The following is a 22,146-nucleotide window of genomic DNA, read 5'->3' as shown; positions in this document are numbered from 1 at the left end:
TAATTTCTATATAAAAATAAAATTTCATTATATTTAAAGTGTAAAAACCACACATAAACAAACGCAATGAAAATTACAAACTTACTTACAATGATGGTAGGAGCTTTTTTTCTATCAGTCACTACTAGCGCTCAAAATAAAACATTCCAAAAAGAAGAATTCAAACAATGGGCTCAAACTCCTCCAATGGGTTGGAATAGCTGGGATTGTTACGGACGAACAGTTGAAGAACACGAAGTAAAAGCCAACGCCGATTATATGGCAAAAGAACTAAAGAAATTTGGCTGGGAATATATCGTAGTTGACATTCGTTGGTTTGTAGAAAACGACAAAGCAGGAGGTTATAACCAGACCGATCCGCGTTACGTAATCGATCAATACGGAAGATATTTGCCGGCTGTTAACCGATTTCCTTCAGCAAAAGACGGCCAAGGTTTCAAGCCTTTAGCAGATTATATTCATAAAAAAGGATTAAAATTCGGAATCCATATTATGCGTGGTATTCCTAAAAAAGCTGTTGAAGATAAACTGCCCATAAAAGGAGCAAACGGAATTACAGCAGACCAGGTTTATACCACCGCTTTACAATGCGAATGGCTGAGAGACAATTACACTATTTTGGCAGACAAACCAGGAGCACAGGAATATTATAATTCTATTTTCGAATTATATGCGCAATGGGGAGTAGATTTTATTAAAATTGACGATTTGTCAAGACCGTATCATGAAGCTGAAATCAACTTAATTAGAAATGCAATTGACAAATGCGGTCGTAAAATTGTATTAAGCACATCGCCAGGAGAAACGCCAATTTCAGCCGCTGCTCATGTAAGCACTCATGCCAATATGTGGCGTATGGTGGATGATGTTTGGGATACATGGCCGCACATTACGCATTTAATGGACGTAGCGCAAAAATGGTATCCGTATATCGCGCCAGGAACATGGCCAGACTGTGATATGATTCCGCTAGGACGTATTTCGATAAGAGGAGAAAGAGGAAATGATAGAATGACACGTTTAACCAAAGACGAACAATATACTTTGATTACATTTTTCAATATCTTCAAATCTCCATTGTTTTTCGGTGGAGACTTGCCAAGTAATGATGCTTTCACGTTGTCTTTATTAACAAATAAAAATGTAGTGAAAATGCATAACGAAAGTACAGACGTAAAACAGCTTTTCCAGAAAGATGGAAAAATTGCTGTGACTTCAAAAAATGCTGAAGATGGAAGTATTTATTTGGCTTTGTTCAATATTTCAGATAATGCTTCAAAAAAAGTTGTCGTTGCTCTTTCGGATTTAGGAATTTCAGGTTCAGTTGAGGTTTTAAATATGTGGACAGGAGAAAAATCAAAAATAACTTCAAAAGAAATTGGAACTGATTTAAAACCGCATAGTTCTGTTTTGTATCAATTAAAAAGCAAAAAATAAATGAAAAGGATATTCTTTAGTCTATTGTCATTTTTTACTGTTTTTAATTTTTCTCAAGCGCAGAATAATCTAAAAGGTAGTCCGCCAATTATTGCAGAGAAAGATTTGACGGCTTATCTCTTCGTTTATTTCATTGGAAATAAAGTCGAAGAAGAAGCTGTAAATTATGCTGTAAGCACAGATGGATATCATTATTATGCTCTGAATAATAATAAACCAATTTTAGATAGTAAAACAATCAGTTCAACTGGCGGCGTTCGCGATCCCCATATTTTACGTGGTGAAGACGGAAAAACATTTTATATGGTTTTGACTGATATGACTTCGTCAAAAGGCTGGGACAGCAATCGTGCAATGATTTTGCTAAAAAGCACCGATTTGGTAAACTGGAAAAGCAGTGTGGCTAATATTCAAAAAGCTTTTTCTGGAAATGAAAACTTAAAAAGAGTTTGGGCACCACAGACTATTTATGATGACAAAGCTGGCAAATACATGATTTACTTTAGCATGCAGCATGGCACAGATCCTGATAAAATTTATTACGCTTATGCGAATGAAGATTTTACCGCTTTAGAAGGTACTCCAAAATTATTATTTGTTCCAAAATCCAAAGGGGCTTGTATTGATGGAGACATTATTAAGAAAGATGGCGTTTATCATCTTTTTTATAAAACAGAATCTGGAACTGCCGGAATAAAGGCAGCTACCACAACCGATTTAACTTCTGGAAATTGGAAAGAAAATGATAATTATTTGCAGCAAACCAAGGAAAAAGTTGAAGGTTCGAGTATATTTAAAGTCAATAATTCAGATGAGTATATTTTAATTTATGATGTTTATTCAAAAGGAAAATATCAATTTACAAAAACAAAAGATTTAGAAAATTTCACGGTTATAGATAATGATATTTCAATGGACTTTAAACCGCGTCACGGAACTATTTTGCCCATAACGCGTTCTGAATTGAAACGAATTACTGCAAAATGGGGAATGCCAGGGCAACTTTCAAAAATAAACAATAATCCAGTTTTGGAAGGTTATTATGCCGATCCTGAAATTCTATATTCGAACAAAACAAAAAGATATTATATCTACCCAACAACGGATGGATTTAACGATTGGTCAGGTTATTATTTTAAAACATTTTCTTCTGATAATTTAGTCGATTGGAAAGAGGAAGGCGTTATTTTAGATCTTAAAAAAGATGTTCCTTGGGGAGACAGAAATGCTTGGGCGCCTTGTATTGTGGAGAAAAAGATCAATGGAAGATACAAATACTTCTATTATTTCACGGCTGCACAGAAAATTGGTGTTGCCGTTTCTGATCATCCAACAGGGCCATTTAAAGACAGCGGAAAAGCACTTGTAGCCACTAGACCAGAAGGTATAAGGGATGGTCAGGAAATTGATCCTGATGTTTTTACAGATCCTAAAACAGGAAAAAATTATTTGTATTGGGGAAATATGTACATGGCCGTTGCGGAATTAAATCTGGATATGGTTTCGCTAAAAGAAGGAAGCACTAAAATAATTGCGGCAGACAAAACTTTTCGTGAAGGTACTTATGTAATTTACAGAAAAGGGAAATATTATTTCTTTTGGAGTGAAGACGATACGAGAAGCCCCAATTATAAAGTAAGATATGGAATTTCAGATTCCCCACTAGGCTCTCTTGAAATTCCACAAAATAACATTGTCATTCAGGGAATTCCGGAGCAGGGGATTTATGCTACGGGCCATAATTCGGTTTTGCAGATTCCAGGAAAAGACGAATGGTATATTGTGTATCATAGATTTTCGTATCCATCAGGCATTAAAATGGGACGCGCAGTCGGCTTTCATCGAGAGGTCTGTATTGATAAACTAGAGTTTGATGCTAATGGCTACATTTTAGAAACTAAACCTACTTTTGAAGGTGTAACTTTGAAATAAGTTGATTAAATTCTTTTAGCGAGCCGTTTTTTCTTCTAAGCTTACTTTCTTAAATAGAGAACAATTGATTTTAAATAAAACTCCTTTTTTGCTAATAGCATTAGAAGAGTTTTATTTTTATAACTATAAATTCAAAAAAACGGTAAGATTCAAGTTTAGAAAATAATGTTATCAGATTCTGCCACAGAGATTTTGGGCGGTTTTAAAAAATTTGAAAAGCAGCATAAATAAAAAAAGCCTGCGAATCTTACGATTTGCAGGCTTTACCACGTTCTTTGCGGGTTTTCGAAAAGATTGAAAAACTTTCGTTTTGGCTTCTTTTACCCTTTTTGTGGGGAGAGCAGGATTCGAACCTGCGAAGTTCACACAGCAGATTTACAGTCTGCCCTCGTTGGCCGCTTGAGTATCTCCCCGATCTCAGCTTGTTGCGCTTTGTTGTTCTTAGCGGTGGCAAAGATAGGAACTCTTTGTACATTTCCAAACAAAAAAATGACTTAATTTTAAGTTATTTTAAAGTTATTTTTTAATTCATTGGAATTGAATAAAATAAAAAACTCTCAAAATGCATTTTTTTTTAATTATTTTAGAAAGTAGGATTATTTTTATAGTAATTATTTGGTTTTTACTTTGAATTTAATCTTTGATTAAGGCGTGAGATATTGCTTTTATTGACAAGTTAAAAGAATATTGACTGAGAAATATCTATTTAATATGGCTCTGTGTTCGGCTTAATACTCTTTTTTATATTCAATTTTTTAATTCTTTTTAATAAAAGTCCGTTTTTAAATTTCTAACAGAGCAATAAAAAAATCTCCACCAAGGGAGATTTTTTTATTTTTATAAGAGATAGAATTATTTTGCTAACAATTCTAAGATCTTTGCTTTTAATTCAGCGCCTCTTAAATCTTGTGCTACCACTTTTCCTGATGCATCAAGAATAAAAGTAGCAGGAATTGCTTCAACATTATATTGTTTTGCAATGGGCTCTTCCCAAAATTTTAAGTTAGAAACTTGAGTCCAAGTTAATCCATCTTTTGCAATAGCTTCTTTCCATTTTGCAGCGTCTTTATCTAAAGATACCCCAACGATGTTTAATCCTTTAGAATGAAGTTCTTTGTATAGAGCCACAACGTAAGGATTTTCTTGTCTGCATTGCTCACACCATGAAGCCCAGAAATCTACGATAGTTACTTTACCTAAACTTTCTTTAAGCGATATTACTTTTCCTTCTGGATTTGGAGCCGAAAAATCAGCTCTTCATTTAGCGCTGCCTACCGCTGGAGCTGTAGCACCAACAGATGGCATTTTTGCTTGACCTAATCTAGTTTTGATTTCTTTTCCTGGAGCAGTATTTTTTAAAGACTCATCCAAAGTGCTGTATAAGCTCTCTAATTTTTTAGTGTCAGCTGTTGGATCATTCAATAAACTTTGAATAATTAAAGCTGTAATAAAAGATTTTGGGTGATTTTCAGCGTAAGCTAAATATTTCTTTTTGCTGCCTTCTTGAACTTCTTTTTGTAGTTCCATGTATTGTTTCATCAAGCCATTGATAGTTGCTGTATCTTGTGCTTGTTGAGCTTGCTGCATTTTAGTATTGTTCTTTTTCTGGAAATCCATTAAACTTTTTTGAGTTTTGTTCATGTCTTCCATAAAAGTTACGTACTCATCATTGTTGTAAGTTCCAGAAACTTTAGATTTATGGATACTATCTTTGTCAATAGCAATTTTAATTTCTCCTGTTTCTAGGATGAATGGGATAGGTTCGGTTAGCACCTTGTAATATTAATGTGTGGAAAGCTGGCTCAGTAACTTTTCCTTTTATTTCAAATTTTCCGTTTTCAACTTTTACTGTATCAAGAGAAACAGGCATTCTTGTAGCAGGATCTGCACCTTGTAAAATGATTGTTTTTCCGTTTTCAATCCCTGTAGCAGTACCTGTAATAAGGTATTCTCCATCTTTAACTTTGCTGCAAGAAATGATAGCTGCAGAAGCCGTAAGTACAAAAAGTATTTTTTTCATTATAAAAAATTAATTAGTTAATTGATTTGTGCAACAAAAGTATCTAAAATTATAAAACTTACAGAATTTTGCAACCTAAAATTTTGTTATAGTTTTTTTTGGCTTAAAACCCATTAAATCAGCGTGTTTATTGGCTCGATTTGATCAAATACTCTTAATAAGATGGTTATTTGAGCGACCCGTGTGCAAATATTTGAACTTAAGGCATAAAAAAAGCACTCTTTTTATAGAGTGCTTTTTTGTAAAATATAGTAGTATAAAACTATTCTTGATTTGTTTTCTTTCTCCAAGTAAAAGAGTTTAAGATATGTCTTTTTGCAAATCTTGCTGGAGAATCTGCATTTACCATTTTCACGTAAGTTGCTTTTGGTACGCTAATGTACTCGTAAACGCTTCCGTTAGAAAAGTCAATAATTAAACGACCTTCAACAAATTTATAATCTGTGATAGAACAAGTTGAAATTGTTTCTGTATACTCAGGTAAATTAAGTTTGATTGTATCAGGGTGAATACTTACTAAAAAGTGGTAAGCTTCGATAATCGTTTTACTTTTTTCTTCAGCTTCTTTTAAACCAGCTTCATTTCCCACAAATTTATCAGGATGAGATTCTTTCATCGCATTACGATAAATTGTCTTTAAATCTTTTAACTCTGCAGTTTTTTCTACGTTTAGTAACTTGCGGTATTCAACTATTTTTTTCATAAATAAAAGGTAACTACTTGTCTATTAGTTTGAAATCGTTTTGTTTTAGTTCAAATCGACAAATTTTTTGCAAAGGTACACTTTTTTTTAACTTTTCAGTTTTGATCGAAAAAATATTGATAAAAGTTAACTGTAAGTTTATTTAGTAGCAAAGGATTTTTTTAACCGCAAAGTGCGCAAAGGTTTACGCAAAGAACGCAAAGAAATTGATTTAAGATTATATATAAAACCAAAGTTCGCAAAGCTTTGTATAAATAAAACTTTGCGAACTTTGCGTAAACCTTCGCGGTCTTTGCGGTAAAAACTTAACCGTTCCAACAAAACTTGAAACCTGAAACCTGAAACAAAATAAACCTATTCCGGCTTATGATTCGCTTTATCGAAGTTTCTTGATTTTTTAGGATATTTATCGTAGCTGATGTCGCTTGGATTTTCAATAACAGATTTTATAGTAATCCAATCTCCAACCTCAAATTTGGCTTGAACCATTTTATAGTCTAAAAGATATTCTCCACAGAAATAATTATTATTTTCATCTTTTTCGATAATGCCTGTAAAAACTCCTTTTTGAGGCATTTTTTGTTCTAAATCTTTAGACATGATTTTTTTGTTTTGAATTAAAGGAGCAAAGGTAAGCAATTTAGGTTTGGTTTGGGGAGTTCGCTGTAATCTGAGTATATTTGCACAATGCAAAAGAACTTTAAACCACATCCTAATTCTTTTAAAAATACGTTTTGTGCTTTTAATGAAGTACTTCCAGATTCAATTCAAGGATTGAAAAAGCAATTTGAAAGCAAAGCGGGAAGTGCCTATTATTATACGGAAGAAGGAATGTACCGTGTTTCGAATCATTGGGGCAGATTGGCCAATAGTAAGTGGCGTTTAATTGCTCGAAACCCAGAAACAGAATCGAAAACTAAAATTGGTTTTGCAAAATGGGAAGAGTTTTATCCAGATAATGCCGAAGAAAAATTATATTACATAAAAGCTGATTTCGAAAATAATCTTGCCAATTATGAGCACAAAAATAATCCCGAGTATGACGGAAAAGCAGTTTTAAGAACAAGTTTTGAAACCGCAAAAAGATTAAAACAGATTAGAAACTTACAGCAGCTGACCAATTGGGCAAAACATTTTGATTATGACGATATTGATGAATTGCGAAAACAAATCATCAACGAATTGATTTTTACTGAAAAAACGTTAGAACAAATTAAAAGAGAAGTGTAATGGGCCGTAATAACGAAAAGAACATCAAAAAACATAACGATAAATTGCATAAAGCTCAGGCAAAAGCCAAACAAGCTGAAATTGCTCGTAAAGAAAAATTAAAAGAAATCGTTAAGAAATTCAACGAAAGTAAAAACGAAGAGTAGATAAATAGTTTCAAGTTTTAGGTTTCAGGTTCCAAGTTATTGTTGTGAACGTGAAACCTAAAACCTGAAACCTGAAACAAAAAAAACAATGAATAGTAAATTCGAAGAATTAAAAGCAAACGTACAAGAGATCATTGATTTGATTGCGGCGAAAAACGACAGAGAAGCAAACAATAAATTATTGCAAGTAAGCGAAACATTAGACGAAATGATTGATTTTGCGGAAGAAGATGAAGAAGTAAGAGAAATAACTCGTTATCAAGTTTTATTAAATCAGCTTCACGTTAAAATTAATGGAGAAGAACCAGTTGATGGAGAGTAAAAAATGCTTCTGTGACACAGGATTGCTTTTTGAAAATTGCTGCGGTTTATATCTGAATGACAATCAAAAAGCACCTTCGGCATTAACTTTAATGCGGTCAAGATATTCGGCCTATGCAACTCACAATGCAGATTATCTTATGGAAACAACTTATATTTCAGAAAGAAAATATTATTCGAAATCTGAAATTTTAAGATGGGCCGTTTCTAATAAATGGCAGAAATTGGAAATTTTGAGTTCTTATGAAAACACAGTTGAATTCAAAGCTTACTTTTTAGATTCAGATAATAAACCTCAAACGCATTACGAATTTTCGACTTTTAAATTCGAAAATGGTGCATGGTATTATCTAGACGGAAAGTTTGAATAATTATTATATCTAACACTGTTAGTTGAGATTTTTGTTTAAATATTTTAACTAAAAATTAATAAACGATTCGTTTTTCATAAATCTAAAAAGATGTAATTTTAGATTTATGAAAAACGAATTTAAAAAAGGCTTTTATTTTAAGACTTACGAAGCTCCTTTTCAGTCTCCGTTTGACAAACTTTTTACGATTTTTAAAGAGTTAATCACCCATACTTCGGGCGATTTTGATGAAGCCATAAACTGGCTTCGGGAACTGGACAAAGAATACAAACTTACCGACGAAAATTATACTATTGACGATTTTATCGAAGACCTGAAGAAAAAAGGATACATTCGAGATGAAGTAAAAGGAGATGGAAGTTCTGGTTTCGGAATAACTGCAAAAACAGAAAGAGCAATAAGACAGCAAGCTTTAGATCAGATTTTTGGAAACCTGAAAAAATCTGGGAGCGGAAATCATAAAACAAAATATGCTGGAAGTGGCGATGAACACACAGGAGAATTCCGTGAATATAATTTTGGCGACAGTTTAGAAAGAATTTCTTTAACCGAAAGTCTTCGAAATGCTCAAGTTAATAACGGTGTCGAAAGTTTTATGCTGACTGAAAATGATTTGGTCGTAGAAGATGCTCAATACAAAGCACAGATGAGTACTGTCCTGATGATTGATATTAGCCATAGTATGATTTTATATGGGGAAGACCGAATTACTCCTGCAAAAAAAGTAGCCATGGCTTTGGCAGAATTAATTACAACAAGATACCCTAAAGATACGTTAGATATTTTGGTTTTCGGAAACGATGCCTGGACAATTCCGATTAAAGATTTGCCGTATTTGCAAGTTGGCCCTTATCATACGAATACGGTTGCTGGTTTGCAATTGGCAATGGATATTTTGCGTAGAAAACGAAATACCAACAAACAAATCTTCATGATTACCGACGGAAAACCAAGTTGCGTTCGTGAGCGTGATGGTTCTTATTATATGAATAGTAATGGTCTGGATGAATACATTGTCGATAAATGCTACACTCAGGCACAACAGGCAAGAAAACTTCATATCCCAATTACGACTTTTATGATTGCCAGAGATCCGTATTTACAGCGCTTTGTGAATCAGTTTACAGAAGCTAATCAAGGAAAAGCATTTTATACCGGAATTAAAGGTTTGGGTGAGATGATTTTCGAGGATTATGAAGCGAATAGGAAGAAGAGGATTAAGTAAGTTGCTAAGGTTTTGAGATTCTAAGTTTCTAAGTTTCTGAGATGCTAAGACACTAAGGTTTCTTTGCACCTGAATAGACGCTCTGGATTCCGTTCGTATATCGTAGAGACGCACTGCAGTGCGTCTAACACATGGCAATGACACAATATATTGTCATAAAAAAATAAATAAACAATCTATATTTCAACACAATGGAAATAAATACTATAAAGACATTAGGTCAATTAAAAGCCACTGGATATAAAAGTACAAGCATTAAAGATGAGTTGCGAAATAATCTTCGCGAAAAAATCAAATCAGGAAAACCTGTTTTTGAAGGTGTTCATGGATTTGAAAATACTGTTATTCCTGAATTAGAAAGAGCAATTTTATCTCGTCATAATATTAATTTGCTGGGGCTTCGCGGACAGGCAAAAACGCGTTTGGCGCGCAAAATGGTCGAGTTATTAGACGAATATATTCCGTTTGTGGAAGGTTCAGAAATAAACGACGATCCGTTAAACCCGATTTCTCGTTTTGCGAAGGATTTAATTGCAGAAAAAGGAGATGAAACTCCGATTTCTTGGTTGCATAGAAACGATCGTTTCTTCGAAAAACTAGCAACTCCAGACGTTACGGTTGCCGATTTAATTGGAGATGTCGATCCGATAAAAGCAGCAAATTTAAAATTGTCTTACGCAGACGACCGCGTAATTCACTTCGGAATGATTCCGAGAGCGAATCGCTGTATTTTTGTAATCAACGAATTACCTGATTTACAGGCAAGAATTCAAGTAGCATTATTTAATATTTTGCAAGAAGGCGATATTCAAATTAGAGGATTCAAATTAAGAATGCCTTTAGACATGCAATTTGTTTTCACTGCAAACCCTGAAGATTATACCAATAGAGGAAGTATTGTAACACCTTTGAAAGATAGAATTGGTTCTCAGATTTTAACGCATTATCCTGAAAGTATTGAAATTGCGAGAACAATTACGGAACAAGAATCTAAATTAGATCAAAATCAGACCGATGTGGTTTATGTTCCAAGTTTAGCAAGAGATATTTTGGAACAAATTAGTTTTGAAGCTCGTGAAAGCGAATATATTGACAACAAAAGCGGTGTGAGTGCGAGAATGAGTATTACGGCTTTTGAAAACTTGATTAGTACAGCAGAGCGTAGAGCTTTGATTTCTGGAGTTGACAAAACCTCAATTCGTTTATCCGATTTTATCGGAATTATTCCAGCCATAACAGGAAAAGTCGAATTGGTTTACGAAGGAGAGCAGGAGGGAGCCGATGTTGTGGCCGAAAGTTTAATTGGATCTGCGATTAGAACCTTATTCCCTGAATATTTCCCAAAAATAGAAAAATTAGAAAAACCTGATGAAAAAACACCATATTCAGATCTTGTAGAATGGTTTTTTGCTGAGAGCGGTTTCGAGTTGTTAGATGATGCTTCTGATAAAGATTATAAAAACATTCTAGATGAAGTAACTCCATTAGATGAATTATTGAAAAAATACCAGCCGCAATTAGCAAAAGAAGATGTCTATTTTATGAAAGAATTCATTCTTTGGGGATTGGTAGAATATAAGAAACTGAGCAAAGATCGTTTTGCAAAGGGAAGTCAGTTTAGAGATATTTACGGAAGCTATATCAGTAAATTCTAAAAAAAAAAGAATACAGATAAAACTTAATCTGGTCTAGCTGGTTTTTTAAAACCGGCTGGACTTTTTTATTTTGCAATACTTACTTTTACAGTTCTAAAATAAATTTATGTTATTCCTTATATTAAGTATTCTTTGCAGTGTTATTGTTGGTGTTATATTTAAGATTTCTAGAAAATACAATGCTAATCCGTCACAGATTATTTCGTTCAATTACATCGCTGCGATAACGCTTTGTTATTTTACTTTTACGCCAGATCTAAATGCGTTAGACAATAATGCGCCATTAGAAATTTACACTTCTGTTGGAATTTTGCTTCCGATCTTATTTTTATTCTTGGCACTTTCGATAAAATTTATGGGGATTGCGAAAACAGATGCAGCCCAAAGATTGTCCTTATTTATTCCGATTTTGGCAGCTTGGTTGCTATTTAATGAAGGATTTAATACTTATAAGGTTATTGGAGTTTTAATTGGTTTTGCGGCACTTTTATTCATTTTAAAAAAGCCCTCAAGCCATACAGAAAACAAATGGATTTATCCAGCTGCAGTTTTGTTTGGTTTTGGAATTATTGATATTCTTTTTAAGAAAATAGCTTTATATACGGTCGTTCCTTATACCACATCGTTATTCTTTGTTTTTCTAATTGCTTTTGCTGTTTCTATTTTAATCGTATTGTATAAGCTGTTTGTAACCAAAGAAAATTTTGTTTTAAAAAGTATTCCTTTTGGGATATTGGTTGGCGTTTTCAACTTCGGAAATATATTATTCTACTTAAAAGCGCACAAAGCATTTGCAGAAAATCCATCAACAGTTTTTGCTGGGATGAATATGGGCGTAATTATTTTAGGAACTCTTATTGGTGCTTTTTTCTTCAAAGAAAAATTATCTAAAATCAATATTTTAGGTCTAGTTTTGGCATTGGTCGCTGTCATTTTTATTGTTTTGTCGCAATTAAAGTAATTTTTTTTAAGCGGTAACCCTTTTATTTTCAATTGATTTAATGTTTAAATTTTAATTAACTAAAATAAACTCGACTAATTCTATAGAATTTATAAATATATTTTTGTAGCTTTGTCTCAACAATGAAAAACTATAGCCGAAATATTATGACGTCTTTTCCATGCAGCTTTGCGATGTGCTGTATGATGAATCACGTTTTGAAATGGCGTTAATAGAGAAAGTACTTGTTAGTTATTTTTTTTTAGCCTTTCATTGCACCATGAAAGGCTTTTTTTTGAATCATTAAAAATCAAGATATGAGAACCAACAGAAATATGAAAATTTTGATGCGCCGTTGCCTGATAAAAATTCCGTGTTGCATTTAGTTTGAAGATTAAAAGAGAAAGTAAATCTTCTTACGAGAGAAGATAATAGACATTAAAAGTAACCCAAACCTAAAAACTATATATTATGAGCTCAGAAATTATAAAACATAATCCGTTTCAATCCATGATTGATCGCTTTAATATCGCTGCTGATATTTTAAAATTGGATGATTCTATCAAACAAAAATTGCAGCGCCCAGAAAAACAAATCACAGTAAATTTTTCTATTACTTTAGATAATGGAAACGTTCAGAACTTTGAAGGATACCGTGTAATTCACAATACGGCTTTGGGCACCTTCAAAAGGCGGAATTCGTTACGACACCGCTGTAAATCTGGACGAAGTAAAAGCACTTGCCGCCTGGATGACCTGGAAATCTGCTGTAACTGGAATTCCATTTGGTGGAGCTAAAGGCGGCATTATTTGCGATCCGAGAAAGCATTCTAAAGCAGAATTAGAAAAAATTACAAGAGCTTATACCAAAACTTTGGCTGATATTTTGGCCAGAGAAAGATGTTCCTGCGCCAGATATGGGAACAGGACCAGACGAAATGGGCTGGCTGATGGATGAGTTTTCACTATTGCATGGAAGACCAATTCATGCGGTTGTAACCGGAAAACATCTTCATTCTGGCGGATCTTTAGGCAGAGTAGAAGCAACAGGAAGAGGAGTAAGCATTATTACACTTCTAGCTCTTGAGAAACTAAAAATAAGACCGGCAAGAGCTACTGCTGCAATTCAAGGATTTGGAAACGTTGGTTTGCATTCTGCGTTATTTCTGCATGAAAAAGGAGTGAAAGTTGTGGCGGTAAGTGATGTTTCAGAAGCATTTTATAATCCAAACGGGATTAATATTCCAGAACTGATTTTGTACTATAACTTAAATAATAAAACCATAAAAGGCTATCCAAATTCGGTTGCCATAAAACACGAAGATTTATTGCTTTTAGATGTCGATGTATTGATTCCTGCGGCAAAAGAAGATGTTATTACGAAGCATAATGCAGGAGAGATTCAAGCCAGAATTATTGTTGAAGGTGCCAATGGACACTGTTTCTTCAGATGCAGATCAGATTCTGCATGATAAAAATATATTAGTTGTTCCTGATATTTTGGCCAATGCGGGCGGTGTTACCGTTTCTTATTTTGAGTGGCTTCAGAATTCGCTTTTGGAGTCATGGAGAATCCATCAGATAAACAAACGTTTGGAGGATATTTTAGAAAAAGGTTTTGATACTGTTTTTAGAGTTGCAGTAAAACATAGTGTAACGCCTCGTATTGCGGCTTATATAATCGCTTTGAAAAAAGTGGCCGAAACGCAGTCAGTTAAAGAAGTTGCCTTGGAAGCGCCTTTATTTAAACAGAATTAAAAATCAGGTTTACTTCGTAAAAGATCATTTTCGTTAATTACGTTTTTAGCGCTCTTAAAAACGTAATTGATGGAAGTGTCTTTTTCGTTTGAACTATTAATTATAATATTTATAATCGAAAAGTATCAAATAAATGAAAAATATCAATTTTCTAGCATTTGCCATGCCGGCCTTTTTTCTTTTTTTGTTTTTGGAATATAAGCTTGCTCAACGCAGAAAAAAGCCTGAAATTTTTAACTATGAAAGTTCTGTTTCCAATATTTCCATCGGAATTGCAGAGCGTTTGATTAACTTATTTGTTGCAGCCAGTTTTTATCAGCTGTATTATTTAATTTATGATGATTATAGACTTTTTGATATTCCGAGTAATGCTTTGGTTTGGTTTGCCCTTATTCTTGCAACCGATTTTGTCTGGTATTGGTATCATCGCTTAGGACATGAAGTCAATTTTTTCTGGGCAGCGCATATTGTACATCATCACAGCGAAGAGTTTAATTTTACTGCGGCAGCGAGAATTACTACTTTTCAAGCTATAATTCGAACGGGATTTTGGTGCGTTTTGCCATTTGTTGGTTTTCATCCCAGTATGGTGATTACCATGCTTATTGTTCATGGCGCTTATTCTTTCTTTACCCATACACAGCTTATCGGTAAAATAAAATGGTTGGAATATGTTTTTGTAACCCCTTCTGTTCATGGAGTTCATCATGCTTCTGACGAAAAGTATTTGGATAAAAATTACGGTGATATGTTCACCTTTTGGGATCGCCTTTTTGGAACTTTCCAAACCGAAGAGGAAAAACCCAAATATGGATTGACGCATCCGCTAAAAAGCTATAGTTTCTTGTGGCAACATTTTCATTATTATTTCGAAATTTACGAATTATGGAAACGCTCAAGCGGATTCAAAGCGAGATGGAATGCTGTTTTTGGAAGCCCAGCCGATATGGATCAGGATATTCGTCCCATTCTGGAAAAGCGTTTTTTGCAGGATAAAGCAGCTCCAAACCAGAGACTTCGATTTAAAAATTATCTTTATATACAATTAGGAATCTGTACTTTGATTCTGACAGTTTTTACCTATTATTTTGATTATTTAGAATTGTATGATAAAGTATTTGTACTTTCTTTAGTAATCATCACTTTAATCAATTGCGGTGCTTTATTAGAACAACGCAAATGGATTTACTATCTAGAATATACTCGTCTGGCGATGCTTTCGACTTACTTTTTATATGAAGAAGGTTTGCTGGTATTTTTCTTTGTTCCAATTGCAATAATGATTTTTGCAGAGCAATTGTTTTCATTGAGTAAGATTTATCAGAATACCATTTTACAATTGGAAACTTCAGAATAGAAAATGACAATTTTAGAGTATAGTCCCAGAGGGACTAAATATTTATAGAAAAGAAATTTGTTATACAAAAGAGCTCCAGCGGAGCGACATATTTATTAATATTTAAATTTATATGTCGCTCCGCTGGAGCTTTTTTGATTGTCGTTTGAATTGCATTCTATAAATATGCCGCTCCTCCGGAGCTGTGATATTAAAACATAATTCGTTAATTGCTTTGCCAGTCCTTATAGCTAGAGTCGTGGCTAAAAAAAACTTAGAACCTTAGCATCTCAGAACCTTAGCAACTTTAAATAGTTTTAATCTCCATAATCTTCTGCTCAAAAGTATCTTTAAAATCAGATTTGCTTTTAATTCTGGTTTTGTACGTATAAATTGTAGCTACAGAAAGTTCTAAGAATTCTGCCATTTGACTGCTGTCTTGAATGCCCAATCTATACAAAGCAAAAATTCGCAATTCGGTATTTAAAAGCTCACCTTTTTTGACAATGCATTTATGATCGTTTGGGAATAAATTATTGAAATCTGTTACGAACGTTGGGAACAATTTCAAGAAGATTTCGTCAAACTGATGAAACAGATTTTCGCGTTCTTCCTTTACATTATAGCGCTTTAAACTCGCGATAACTTCATCTGTTTTTTTGGTAATGATTTTATGCAGTGTACTTTTTTGAATATGGTCTATTTTATTAATGAAAGCCGAAGTTGCTTTGATAAAATAGGTAATATATTCTTCTTTGATGGCATTGGCTTCGCTTAAACTTACATTCATTTCCTGCAACTGCAGGTACGAATCGGCCATGATTTTTCTTGCTTTATTCTTTTCTTTTAATTGTTTGAAAATGATGCCGAGGAAAACGAAAATGATAACGGTAAGAATCGTCAATAGAATAATGATCTTCTCCAGTTTGTCATTTTTATCCTTTACATTATTTAACTGCGCTTTTTCTATAATTGGTAAAATCGACGAAATCTCAATCTTTCGATGCCTTGCATTATAAAAAGTGGCATCATCCATTGCAATATTGATGTATTCGTTTGCTTTATCCAAATAGCCCATTTTAAAAAGTTCATTGGCCAAATTTCGAAGCGCAACAGTTTCTTTCGTAGCATTTTTAACATCGGCAATTGCGGCAAGAGCTAAATATTGAATCGCTTTTTTGGTATAACCCCGTTCAGAATAAATATAGCCAAGACTTGAAGTGGCGATTCCGTAATAATCAGGAGGCAGATTGTAGTTGTTGATCCAATAACTGAAAGCAAATTCGGCCCCGCGCCAGTCTTGCTGTTTCAATCGTTTTAAACTTTCTGCAGCCCAATATTCATTCGTATTGGTTCCGATTAATTCTAAAGCTTTCTTTAAGAAATGATTTCCTTGCTGTACATAATGAATATTAAAACGCTGATCACGGTTATAATCGGCTAGATCATAATAAGCACGAGCTTTAATGTTATAGTATTCAAATTTATTTCTTTGATCCAGTTTAGTATCATCAATAACATTTAGCGTGTCAATCGCTTCTTTAAAAAGCCCAGAAGATAAAAGCACAAAACCTTCCTTGATTCGACTTTTAGATAAATACTTCGGATCTTTTAGGATTTTAGCTTTGATTTTAGATTGCTCTAAATAGTAATAGGCAGAGTCATATTTAAAAGATTTGTATTCATCAAACAATGACATATAACAATTGTACAATTCTTCATTATTTTGACTAAGCGTAAACTTAGATACATTTTTCTTTAAAGATTCAATTTTTCGATATTTCTGTTTCAGGTAAATCTCTTTTTTCAAGAGTACCTGATCTAATTCTTCTAAATATGGATTCGTCTCTTTCGCAGTAAGAGAAAAACCTCCTAAGAAGAAAAGCAGCATCAATATTCTTTGCATGATTGGGTTTTGGTTTAGGGAAAAGTGGGTTGATTGATATAGTTAGTTAATTCGATTTAAAATTAAGAATAAGTTTGAGATTAAGCTAAGCCTGTTTTTTTTAGAATCTTATAAAATGTTTAATAACATAGCTTTAAAAGGTGATTTTCGGAGTGAAAATGAGTTGTAAATGTTAAAAACAGGCAATTTATTTGCAATTATACAATAAAAACTGGTTATAAATATGCATAGTAAAAAAAATATGCTTATTATTTTACATATTGTCATTTTTACCATATTAAAACGGCTTGTTTTTATCTAAACAGCGTCTTGATTTTTTACTCCTGTAAAAACCAATAAGGTATTGATTGTTAGTTGTTTAATGTTTTTTATGTGTGAATTTCATCTTGATTTTTCTCAGATTTTTTTTTTAGGATTTATTTAACGTCTAGTTTCGCTGTATCCTTTTGAAGGGTATAACAAACTAACGAAAACCAAAAATTTATGAAATGTAAAAGTCTTTATTGGCTAGCTTTTATGATGTGTTTATTTGCTATCGGATGCGATAACACAGATGACGGAAGCTATGTAGAACCGATTACCCTTTATGAAAAAGTAAATGGAAATTGGGGATTAACAAATCTGAAAATGGTTGATGAAGTTGCGAAAGCAAATAAGATCGAACCAAACGAAGAAAACTTGAGTACTTATTTCAACTACGAAGATTTTAAAATCAAATTTAACGTAGATGGAAATAACAATCCTACAAGTTATGAAGTAACTGGAGATGTTCCTCCTTTATTTGCTCCTAAGGGGTATTGGGCACTTAGCTCAGCGTTTCAATCTACTACTGGTGTTGGAACAAAAATCTATCTGTACAGCGACGCACAGAAAACGCAAAAAACAGATGAACTTAGATTGATTTCAGTTCCAGGTAAAAGCAAAGAAATGCAGATTCAATTGGCGCATTCTTCTGGTGGTGTAGATTTCGTGTCTTATGTGTTTAAATTAAATGCTATTAATTAAAAAGTAATATGAAAAAGTTTATATATACAATTTTACTTGCCCTGTTGATGGCTCCTAATTTTATTCAGGCACAAGAAGCTGCAGGAGCTGTAGGTCCAATTTCATCATTTCCTGTTGTTTACAAATATGATGAAAAAGTTACATGGTACTTTGATATGTCGGCATCAACATTTGCTGAAACAGAAGATTTATATATCTGGATCTGGTCTCCATCTGAACCAGATGCTGGACACTGGGAAAACTCATCAGATTTTGCAAAACTGAAATACGAAGGAAACAAAATCTGGAGTTTTACGCTAACTCCAACGCTTTATTTTTCTAAAACTCCAGAAGAAATAGCGAAGAGTGATGGATTCTGGTTTCGCTTGAAAAACAAAAACGGATCTAAACAAAGTGATGTTGCCAATGTGGCTTATATTGATTTTTCATCTTTCTACACTTCAGGTGAATTATTTAGATCATATCCATCAAAACCATTAATCGATAAACCGGTAAGTATTGTTTTTAATGCAAATCTTAATCCTGCATTTGCTGGCACTCCAAGTGTACATATGCATGGTGGTTTGAATGACTGGGCTATTCAGCAAATGTATGAAGCTGCAAAACCAGAAATTGCCGAAAAAACAAAATTAAAAGATTTAGGTAACGGTTTTTATAAAATGGATTTTGTTCCTAAGCAGTATTTCAATGCTCCGGATGATTTTGTAATGGAAAAAATAAACTTTCTGATGGTAGCAGAGAATTGGACAGCAAATTCTGGAGATCAGGTTATTTACGCAGGAGAATTTGTTCCGCCGCCACCGCCAAGTTTTGCTTTCTTTCCATCGCAAATCAGTCAAAAAGATTTTCTTGGAATGTCAAGAAAAAATAACGAAGCAGGTGTAAACAAATTAATCTACACGATTACAGCTGGTACAAAAACAATTTCGGGTGAGTTTACTGGAGGAACTGCAGAAATTAAAGGTTTTGTCAATCTGGTTTCAGAACTTAATGGAGTTCCAAGCTTAAGCGAGATCCATGTTTTGGTAAAAGACAATAAAGACAAAACGATTTCGGATACGACCATTCCGCTAAAAACTTTAGATAAATAATCACTATTAAATTAAAACACCAATTCTAATGAATAGTAAAAATACAAAAAGCGTCCTGCATCAAATGTGGACTGCTAAGGCAGCGGTATTGATGATTTTTATGCTTTTTCTTACTGCCAATTCTTTCGCGCAGACGAAAAAGATATCAGGAACTGTTTATGACAATACAGGGAATGTATTGCCAGGAGCTTCTATCATTGAAGTAGGAACTAAAAACGGAACTACAACAGATTTTGATGGTAAATTTAGCCTGAATGTAGCCGTAGGAAGTGTAATCGAAGTTTCGTTTATCGGCTCGACAACACAAAAAGTTCAGATTACAGCCAATACTTCTAATTATGAAGTGCGCCTGCAAAATGACGGATATGCATTGGCAGAAGTACAAGTAGTTTCTGTAGGTTACGGAAAAGTGAAAAAATCAGATTTAACTGGAGCAATTTCTACAGTTGGAGCAGATGAATTGCTAAAAGGAACTATTGGTTCTACAGAGCAGGTTTTGCAAGGAAAAGTGGCGGGATTAAGCATTATTCGTCCTTCTGGAGATCCAGCTGCAGCTTCTACAATTCGTCTTCGTGGAGGAACTTCTTTAACAGCAAGTAACAGTCCGTTAATTGTGGTAGATGGTATTGCGGGAGTTGATATTAACGTAGTTCAACCTTCAGATATTAAATCGGTTGATGTTCTTAAAGATGCTTCGGCAACAGCAATTTACGGTTCTCGTGGAGCAAACGGAGTAATCATGATTACTACAAAATCGGGAACAAAAGGTGTTTCTGTTGTTTATAATGGACAAACGGGTATCGGTTATGTCAATAATAACTTAGATCTTCTTTCGGCAAATCAGTGGAGAGGATATGTACGCCAGAATCAAATTGCAGATGCAGTAGATTATGGTGGAAGTACAAACTGGCAAAAAGCAATCGAGCAGACTTCGATTTCTCAATCGCACACGTTAAGCATTAATTCTGGTAAAGCAGACAGCGGTTTTAGAACTTCACTTTCGTACTTAAATAATGAAGGGGTTATTAAAAAATCTGGATTGGAAAGATTAAGCGGTAATGTTAGCGCTTACCAATTTCTTGGAGACAACAAAGAAGTGAAATTTGATATGGGATTATTTGCAAATATTGACAAATGGCACCCAATAGATTACAGAATTTTTGAAAGAGCTTATAACTTAAATCCAACCATTCCTGTTTACGACTCAGAAGGGAATTTTAGTGCAGTAGTAGGAAATATTTATCAGAATCCGGTTGAGATTTTAACAAACAGAACTTTTGATAATGAAAGACACAGACTTTTAGGGTACTTTAAAACAGATGTGAAATTTTTGAATGACTTTACTGCTACAGCAAATATTTCGTTAGAACACAATGCAGTAAAAGCGGGTACTTACAAACCATCTTATGCGGTTATGGAAGGACAGACAGAAGGCGGTTTTGCACAAAGAACTTATGCAGAATATACAAATGCACAAGGAGAACTTTATGTAAATTACAGCAAAGTTATAGACAAACATAACATTGGCGCTTTAGCTGGATATTCTTATCTAGAAAATATCTATCAAGGTTTTGGAGCACAAAGAGGTGGTTTTGTTACAGATGCTTTTAGTTATAATAATTTAGGTGCGGGTTACAACTATCGTTTGACCGACGTGTATTCATACAAAGGAAAATCAAATTTAGTATCTTTTTATGCTCGTGCTAATTACGGTTACGATGGTAAATATTTATTGACAGCGACCGTAAGACGTGATGGATCAAGCCGTTTTGGAGAAAACAATAAGTGGGGAACTTTCCCATCTGCTTCTGCCGCTTGGAGAATTTCTAACGAAGAATTTATGGAATCTTCAAAAGGTTGGTTAGACAACTTAAAATTGAGAGTTGGTTATGGAGTTACAGGAAATCAAGATGGAATTGGAGAGTATAAATCACTTTCTATTTTAGGAGTTGGAAGCGACAGTTATTACGATCCAGTTACTAAAACTTGGAGTTTGGCTTATTCTCCAAAACAAAACCCAAATCCTGATTTGAAATGGGAATCTACAGAGCAAATTAACGTTGGTTTTGATTTCGGACTTTTCAATAGAATTACAGGATCTTTTGAATATTATTCTAAAAAAACAAAAGATTTATTATACACTTACGAAGTGCCTCAGCCACCTTATTTAGTAGGAACAATGTTGGCTAACGTGGGCGAAATGTCAAACAAAGGGGTAGAGTTAACTTTGAATGCAGATATCATTAAAGGAGATAAATTCAACTGGAATGCTAATTTGACACTTGGACATAACGTTCAGAAAATTGAAAAACTTTCTAACCCAACCTATAAAACAGACGTGATCTACAGTGGATCTCTTCATGGTTTGGCAGGGATGTCTGGACAATATTCTCAAATTATTGCAGAAGGATATCCAGTTGGAACTTTCTGGGGATTTAAAAATGCTGGTTTAGATGCCGATGGGAAAATTCAATACTACAATGCTGCGAATGAAGTAGTCGCTGAAAGTGCTTTGGTTGATGCTGATAAAAGAGATCTAGGGAATATTCAGCCAGATTTAACTTTAGGTATCGGAATGAATTTTACTTACGGAAACTTTGATCTTGGATTTTCTGGATACGGAATGTTTGGACAAAAAGCATTAAATGCGACAAACATGATGCTAAATGATCCTAACAGATTGCCAGCTTTTAATGTGCCAGATTCTTTCTTAAGCAGCGGTATTACTTCGTCTCCAAAATATTCAGATTACTGGATCGAAGATGCTTCTTTCTTCAGACTTCAGACATTGACTTTTGGTTATACTTTACCATTGAAATACAAAAAATCTAAATTTAGAATGTATGTAATGGGCGAAAACTTATTTGTAATTACAGGCTACAAAGGTGTAGATCCAGAGATTGGTTTAAATGCTCAAGACGGAATTAATCAGACTGGAGTAATGGATCAAACTGGTTTGGCAGCTCCTGGAATTGACAGATACAATAATTATCCTCGACCAACTACAATTTCTGTTGGATTAAATTTTACGCTGAATAACTAAGCGAATTGATAACCATAAAATATTAAC

Annotated in this window: 21 protein-coding genes, 1 tRNA gene and 2 pseudogenes; 17 read left to right on the top strand and 7 right to left on the bottom strand. The window is 33.9% G+C overall.

The genetic code is table 11. The annotated features are described in order from the left end of the window. Positions 1–66: 66 nt before the first annotated feature. Positions 67–1,437 (top strand): glycoside hydrolase family 27 protein, encoded by a 1,371-nt coding sequence (locus ACPWTF_RS03185; protein ID WP_427874362.1) that lies wholly within the window; start codon positions 67–69, stop codon positions 1,435–1,437. Then, positions 1,438–3,369, top strand: a complete 1,932-nt coding sequence (locus ACPWTF_RS03180; RefSeq protein ID WP_427874361.1) for a family 43 glycosylhydrolase — start codon at positions 1,438–1,440, stop codon at positions 3,367–3,369. 332 nt (positions 3,370–3,701) lie between these two features. Here ACPWTF_RS03180 and ACPWTF_RS03175 read toward each other — a convergent pair. The 6 genes and pseudogenes from ACPWTF_RS03175 to ACPWTF_RS03150 form a co-directional block, all read right to left on the bottom strand. Then, positions 3,702–3,782 (bottom strand) — tRNA-Tyr (locus tag ACPWTF_RS03175). 439 nt (positions 3,783–4,221) lie between these two features. Further along, positions 4,222–4,608, bottom strand: a pseudogene (locus ACPWTF_RS03170) (TlpA family protein disulfide reductase); the annotation flags it as partial. Between the two features lie 18 nt (positions 4,609–4,626). Beyond that, positions 4,627–5,142: a hypothetical protein gene (locus tag ACPWTF_RS03165; protein ID WP_427874360.1), complete on the bottom strand. Its 516-nt coding sequence runs from the start codon at positions 5,140–5,142 to the stop codon at positions 4,627–4,629. Further along, positions 5,096–5,389, bottom strand: coding sequence for a DUF4369 domain-containing protein (locus tag ACPWTF_RS03160; protein ID WP_427874359.1), 294 nt, complete (start codon positions 5,387–5,389; stop codon positions 5,096–5,098). The genes ACPWTF_RS03165 and ACPWTF_RS03160 overlap by 47 nt, the downstream gene beginning before the upstream one ends. Positions 5,390–5,651: 262 nt before the next feature. Further along, positions 5,652–6,092, bottom strand: coding sequence for a KTSC domain-containing protein (locus tag ACPWTF_RS03155; RefSeq protein ID WP_095931645.1), 441 nt, complete (start codon positions 6,090–6,092; stop codon positions 5,652–5,654). A 354-nt stretch (positions 6,093–6,446) separates the two neighbouring features. Further along, a complete protein-coding gene (locus ACPWTF_RS03150; RefSeq protein WP_095931666.1) occupies positions 6,447–6,692 on the bottom strand; it encodes a hypothetical protein in 246 nt (81 codons plus the stop codon). An 87-nt stretch (positions 6,693–6,779) separates the two neighbouring features. Here ACPWTF_RS03150 and ACPWTF_RS03145 point away from each other — a divergent pair, with 87 nt between their 5' ends. The 12 genes and pseudogenes from ACPWTF_RS03145 (at position 6,780) to ACPWTF_RS03090 (ending at position 15,095) form a co-directional block, all read left to right on the top strand. Then, the gene (locus ACPWTF_RS03145; protein ID WP_427874358.1) at positions 6,780–7,322 is read left to right on the top strand and encodes a hypothetical protein; all 543 of its coding nucleotides are present in this window, start codon (positions 6,780–6,782) and stop codon (positions 7,320–7,322) included. Continuing rightward, a complete protein-coding gene (locus tag ACPWTF_RS03140; protein WP_008467810.1) occupies positions 7,322–7,468 on the top strand; it encodes a hypothetical protein in 147 nt (48 codons plus the stop codon). Before ACPWTF_RS03145 ends, ACPWTF_RS03140 begins: the two co-directional genes overlap by 1 nt. A gap of 88 nt (positions 7,469–7,556) precedes the next feature. Further along, positions 7,557–7,790, top strand: coding sequence for a hypothetical protein (locus tag ACPWTF_RS03135; RefSeq protein WP_427874357.1), 234 nt, complete (start codon positions 7,557–7,559; stop codon positions 7,788–7,790). Next, complete coding sequence (locus ACPWTF_RS03130) at positions 7,762–8,160, top strand: YchJ family protein (RefSeq protein WP_427874356.1); 399 nt, start codon at positions 7,762–7,764, stop codon at positions 8,158–8,160. Before ACPWTF_RS03135 ends, ACPWTF_RS03130 begins: the two co-directional genes overlap by 29 nt. 106 nt (positions 8,161–8,266) lie before the next feature. After that, positions 8,267–9,385: a vWA domain-containing protein gene (locus ACPWTF_RS03125; RefSeq protein WP_427874355.1), complete on the top strand. Its 1,119-nt coding sequence runs from the start codon at positions 8,267–8,269 to the stop codon at positions 9,383–9,385. A 191-nt stretch (positions 9,386–9,576) separates the two neighbouring features. Further along, the gene (locus tag ACPWTF_RS03120) at positions 9,577–11,040 is read left to right on the top strand and encodes an AAA family ATPase (RefSeq protein WP_427874354.1); all 1,464 of its coding nucleotides are present in this window, start codon (positions 9,577–9,579) and stop codon (positions 11,038–11,040) included. Between the two features lie 106 nt (positions 11,041–11,146). Then, positions 11,147–12,001 (top strand): EamA/RhaT family transporter, encoded by an 855-nt coding sequence (locus tag ACPWTF_RS03115; RefSeq protein WP_427874353.1) that lies wholly within the window; start codon positions 11,147–11,149, stop codon positions 11,999–12,001. 450 nt (positions 12,002–12,451) lie between these two features. Continuing rightward, entirely contained in the window at positions 12,452–12,778 is a 327-nt protein-coding gene (locus tag ACPWTF_RS03110; protein WP_427874352.1) for a Glu/Leu/Phe/Val dehydrogenase dimerization domain-containing protein, read from the top strand. Beyond that, a pseudogene (locus tag ACPWTF_RS03105) lies at positions 12,732–12,885 on the top strand (Glu/Leu/Phe/Val dehydrogenase dimerization domain-containing protein); the annotation flags it as partial. The gene ACPWTF_RS03110 and the pseudogene ACPWTF_RS03105, both read left to right, overlap by 47 nt. 12 nt (positions 12,886–12,897) lie before the next feature. Continuing rightward, a complete protein-coding gene (locus tag ACPWTF_RS03100) occupies positions 12,898–13,452 on the top strand; it encodes a Glu/Leu/Phe/Val family dehydrogenase (RefSeq protein WP_427875727.1) in 555 nt (184 codons plus the stop codon). Next, complete coding sequence (locus ACPWTF_RS03095; protein WP_427874351.1) at positions 13,412–13,738, top strand: hypothetical protein; 327 nt, start codon at positions 13,412–13,414, stop codon at positions 13,736–13,738. Before ACPWTF_RS03100 ends, ACPWTF_RS03095 begins: the two co-directional genes overlap by 41 nt. A 133-nt stretch (positions 13,739–13,871) precedes the next feature. Further along, on the top strand, positions 13,872–15,095 hold the full coding sequence (locus ACPWTF_RS03090; protein ID WP_095931636.1) for a sterol desaturase family protein: 1,224 nt from the start codon (positions 13,872–13,874) through the stop codon (positions 15,093–15,095). Positions 15,096–15,381: 286 nt separating this feature from the next. Here ACPWTF_RS03090 and ACPWTF_RS03085 read toward each other — a convergent pair whose 3' ends face one another. Next, positions 15,382–16,980, bottom strand: a complete 1,599-nt coding sequence (locus ACPWTF_RS03085; RefSeq protein ID WP_427874350.1) for a DUF6377 domain-containing protein — start codon at positions 16,978–16,980, stop codon at positions 15,382–15,384. Between the two features lie 483 nt (positions 16,981–17,463). Between ACPWTF_RS03085 and ACPWTF_RS03080 the strand changes: the two genes are divergently transcribed. The 3 genes from ACPWTF_RS03080 to ACPWTF_RS03070 are packed head-to-tail and all read left to right on the top strand — an operon-like array spanning position 17,464 to position 22,119. Beyond that, on the top strand, positions 17,464–17,985 hold the full coding sequence (locus tag ACPWTF_RS03080; protein WP_095931634.1) for a DUF5004 domain-containing protein: 522 nt from the start codon (positions 17,464–17,466) through the stop codon (positions 17,983–17,985). 8 nt (positions 17,986–17,993) lie between these two features. After that, entirely contained in the window at positions 17,994–19,076 is a 1,083-nt protein-coding gene (locus ACPWTF_RS03075; protein WP_427874349.1) for a hypothetical protein, read from the top strand. Positions 19,077–19,104: 28 nt separating this feature from the next. Continuing rightward, the gene (locus ACPWTF_RS03070; protein ID WP_427874348.1) at positions 19,105–22,119 is read left to right on the top strand and encodes a SusC/RagA family TonB-linked outer membrane protein; all 3,015 of its coding nucleotides are present in this window, start codon (positions 19,105–19,107) and stop codon (positions 22,117–22,119) included. Positions 22,120–22,146: the final 27 nt, after the last annotated feature.

The sequence above is a fragment of the Flavobacterium sp. MMS24-S5 genome (assembly GCF_050320125.1).
GTDB lineage: Bacteria > Bacteroidota > Bacteroidia > Flavobacteriales > Flavobacteriaceae > Flavobacterium > Flavobacterium tyrosinilyticum.
This window is presented reverse-complemented; position numbering and strand designations above follow the sequence as displayed.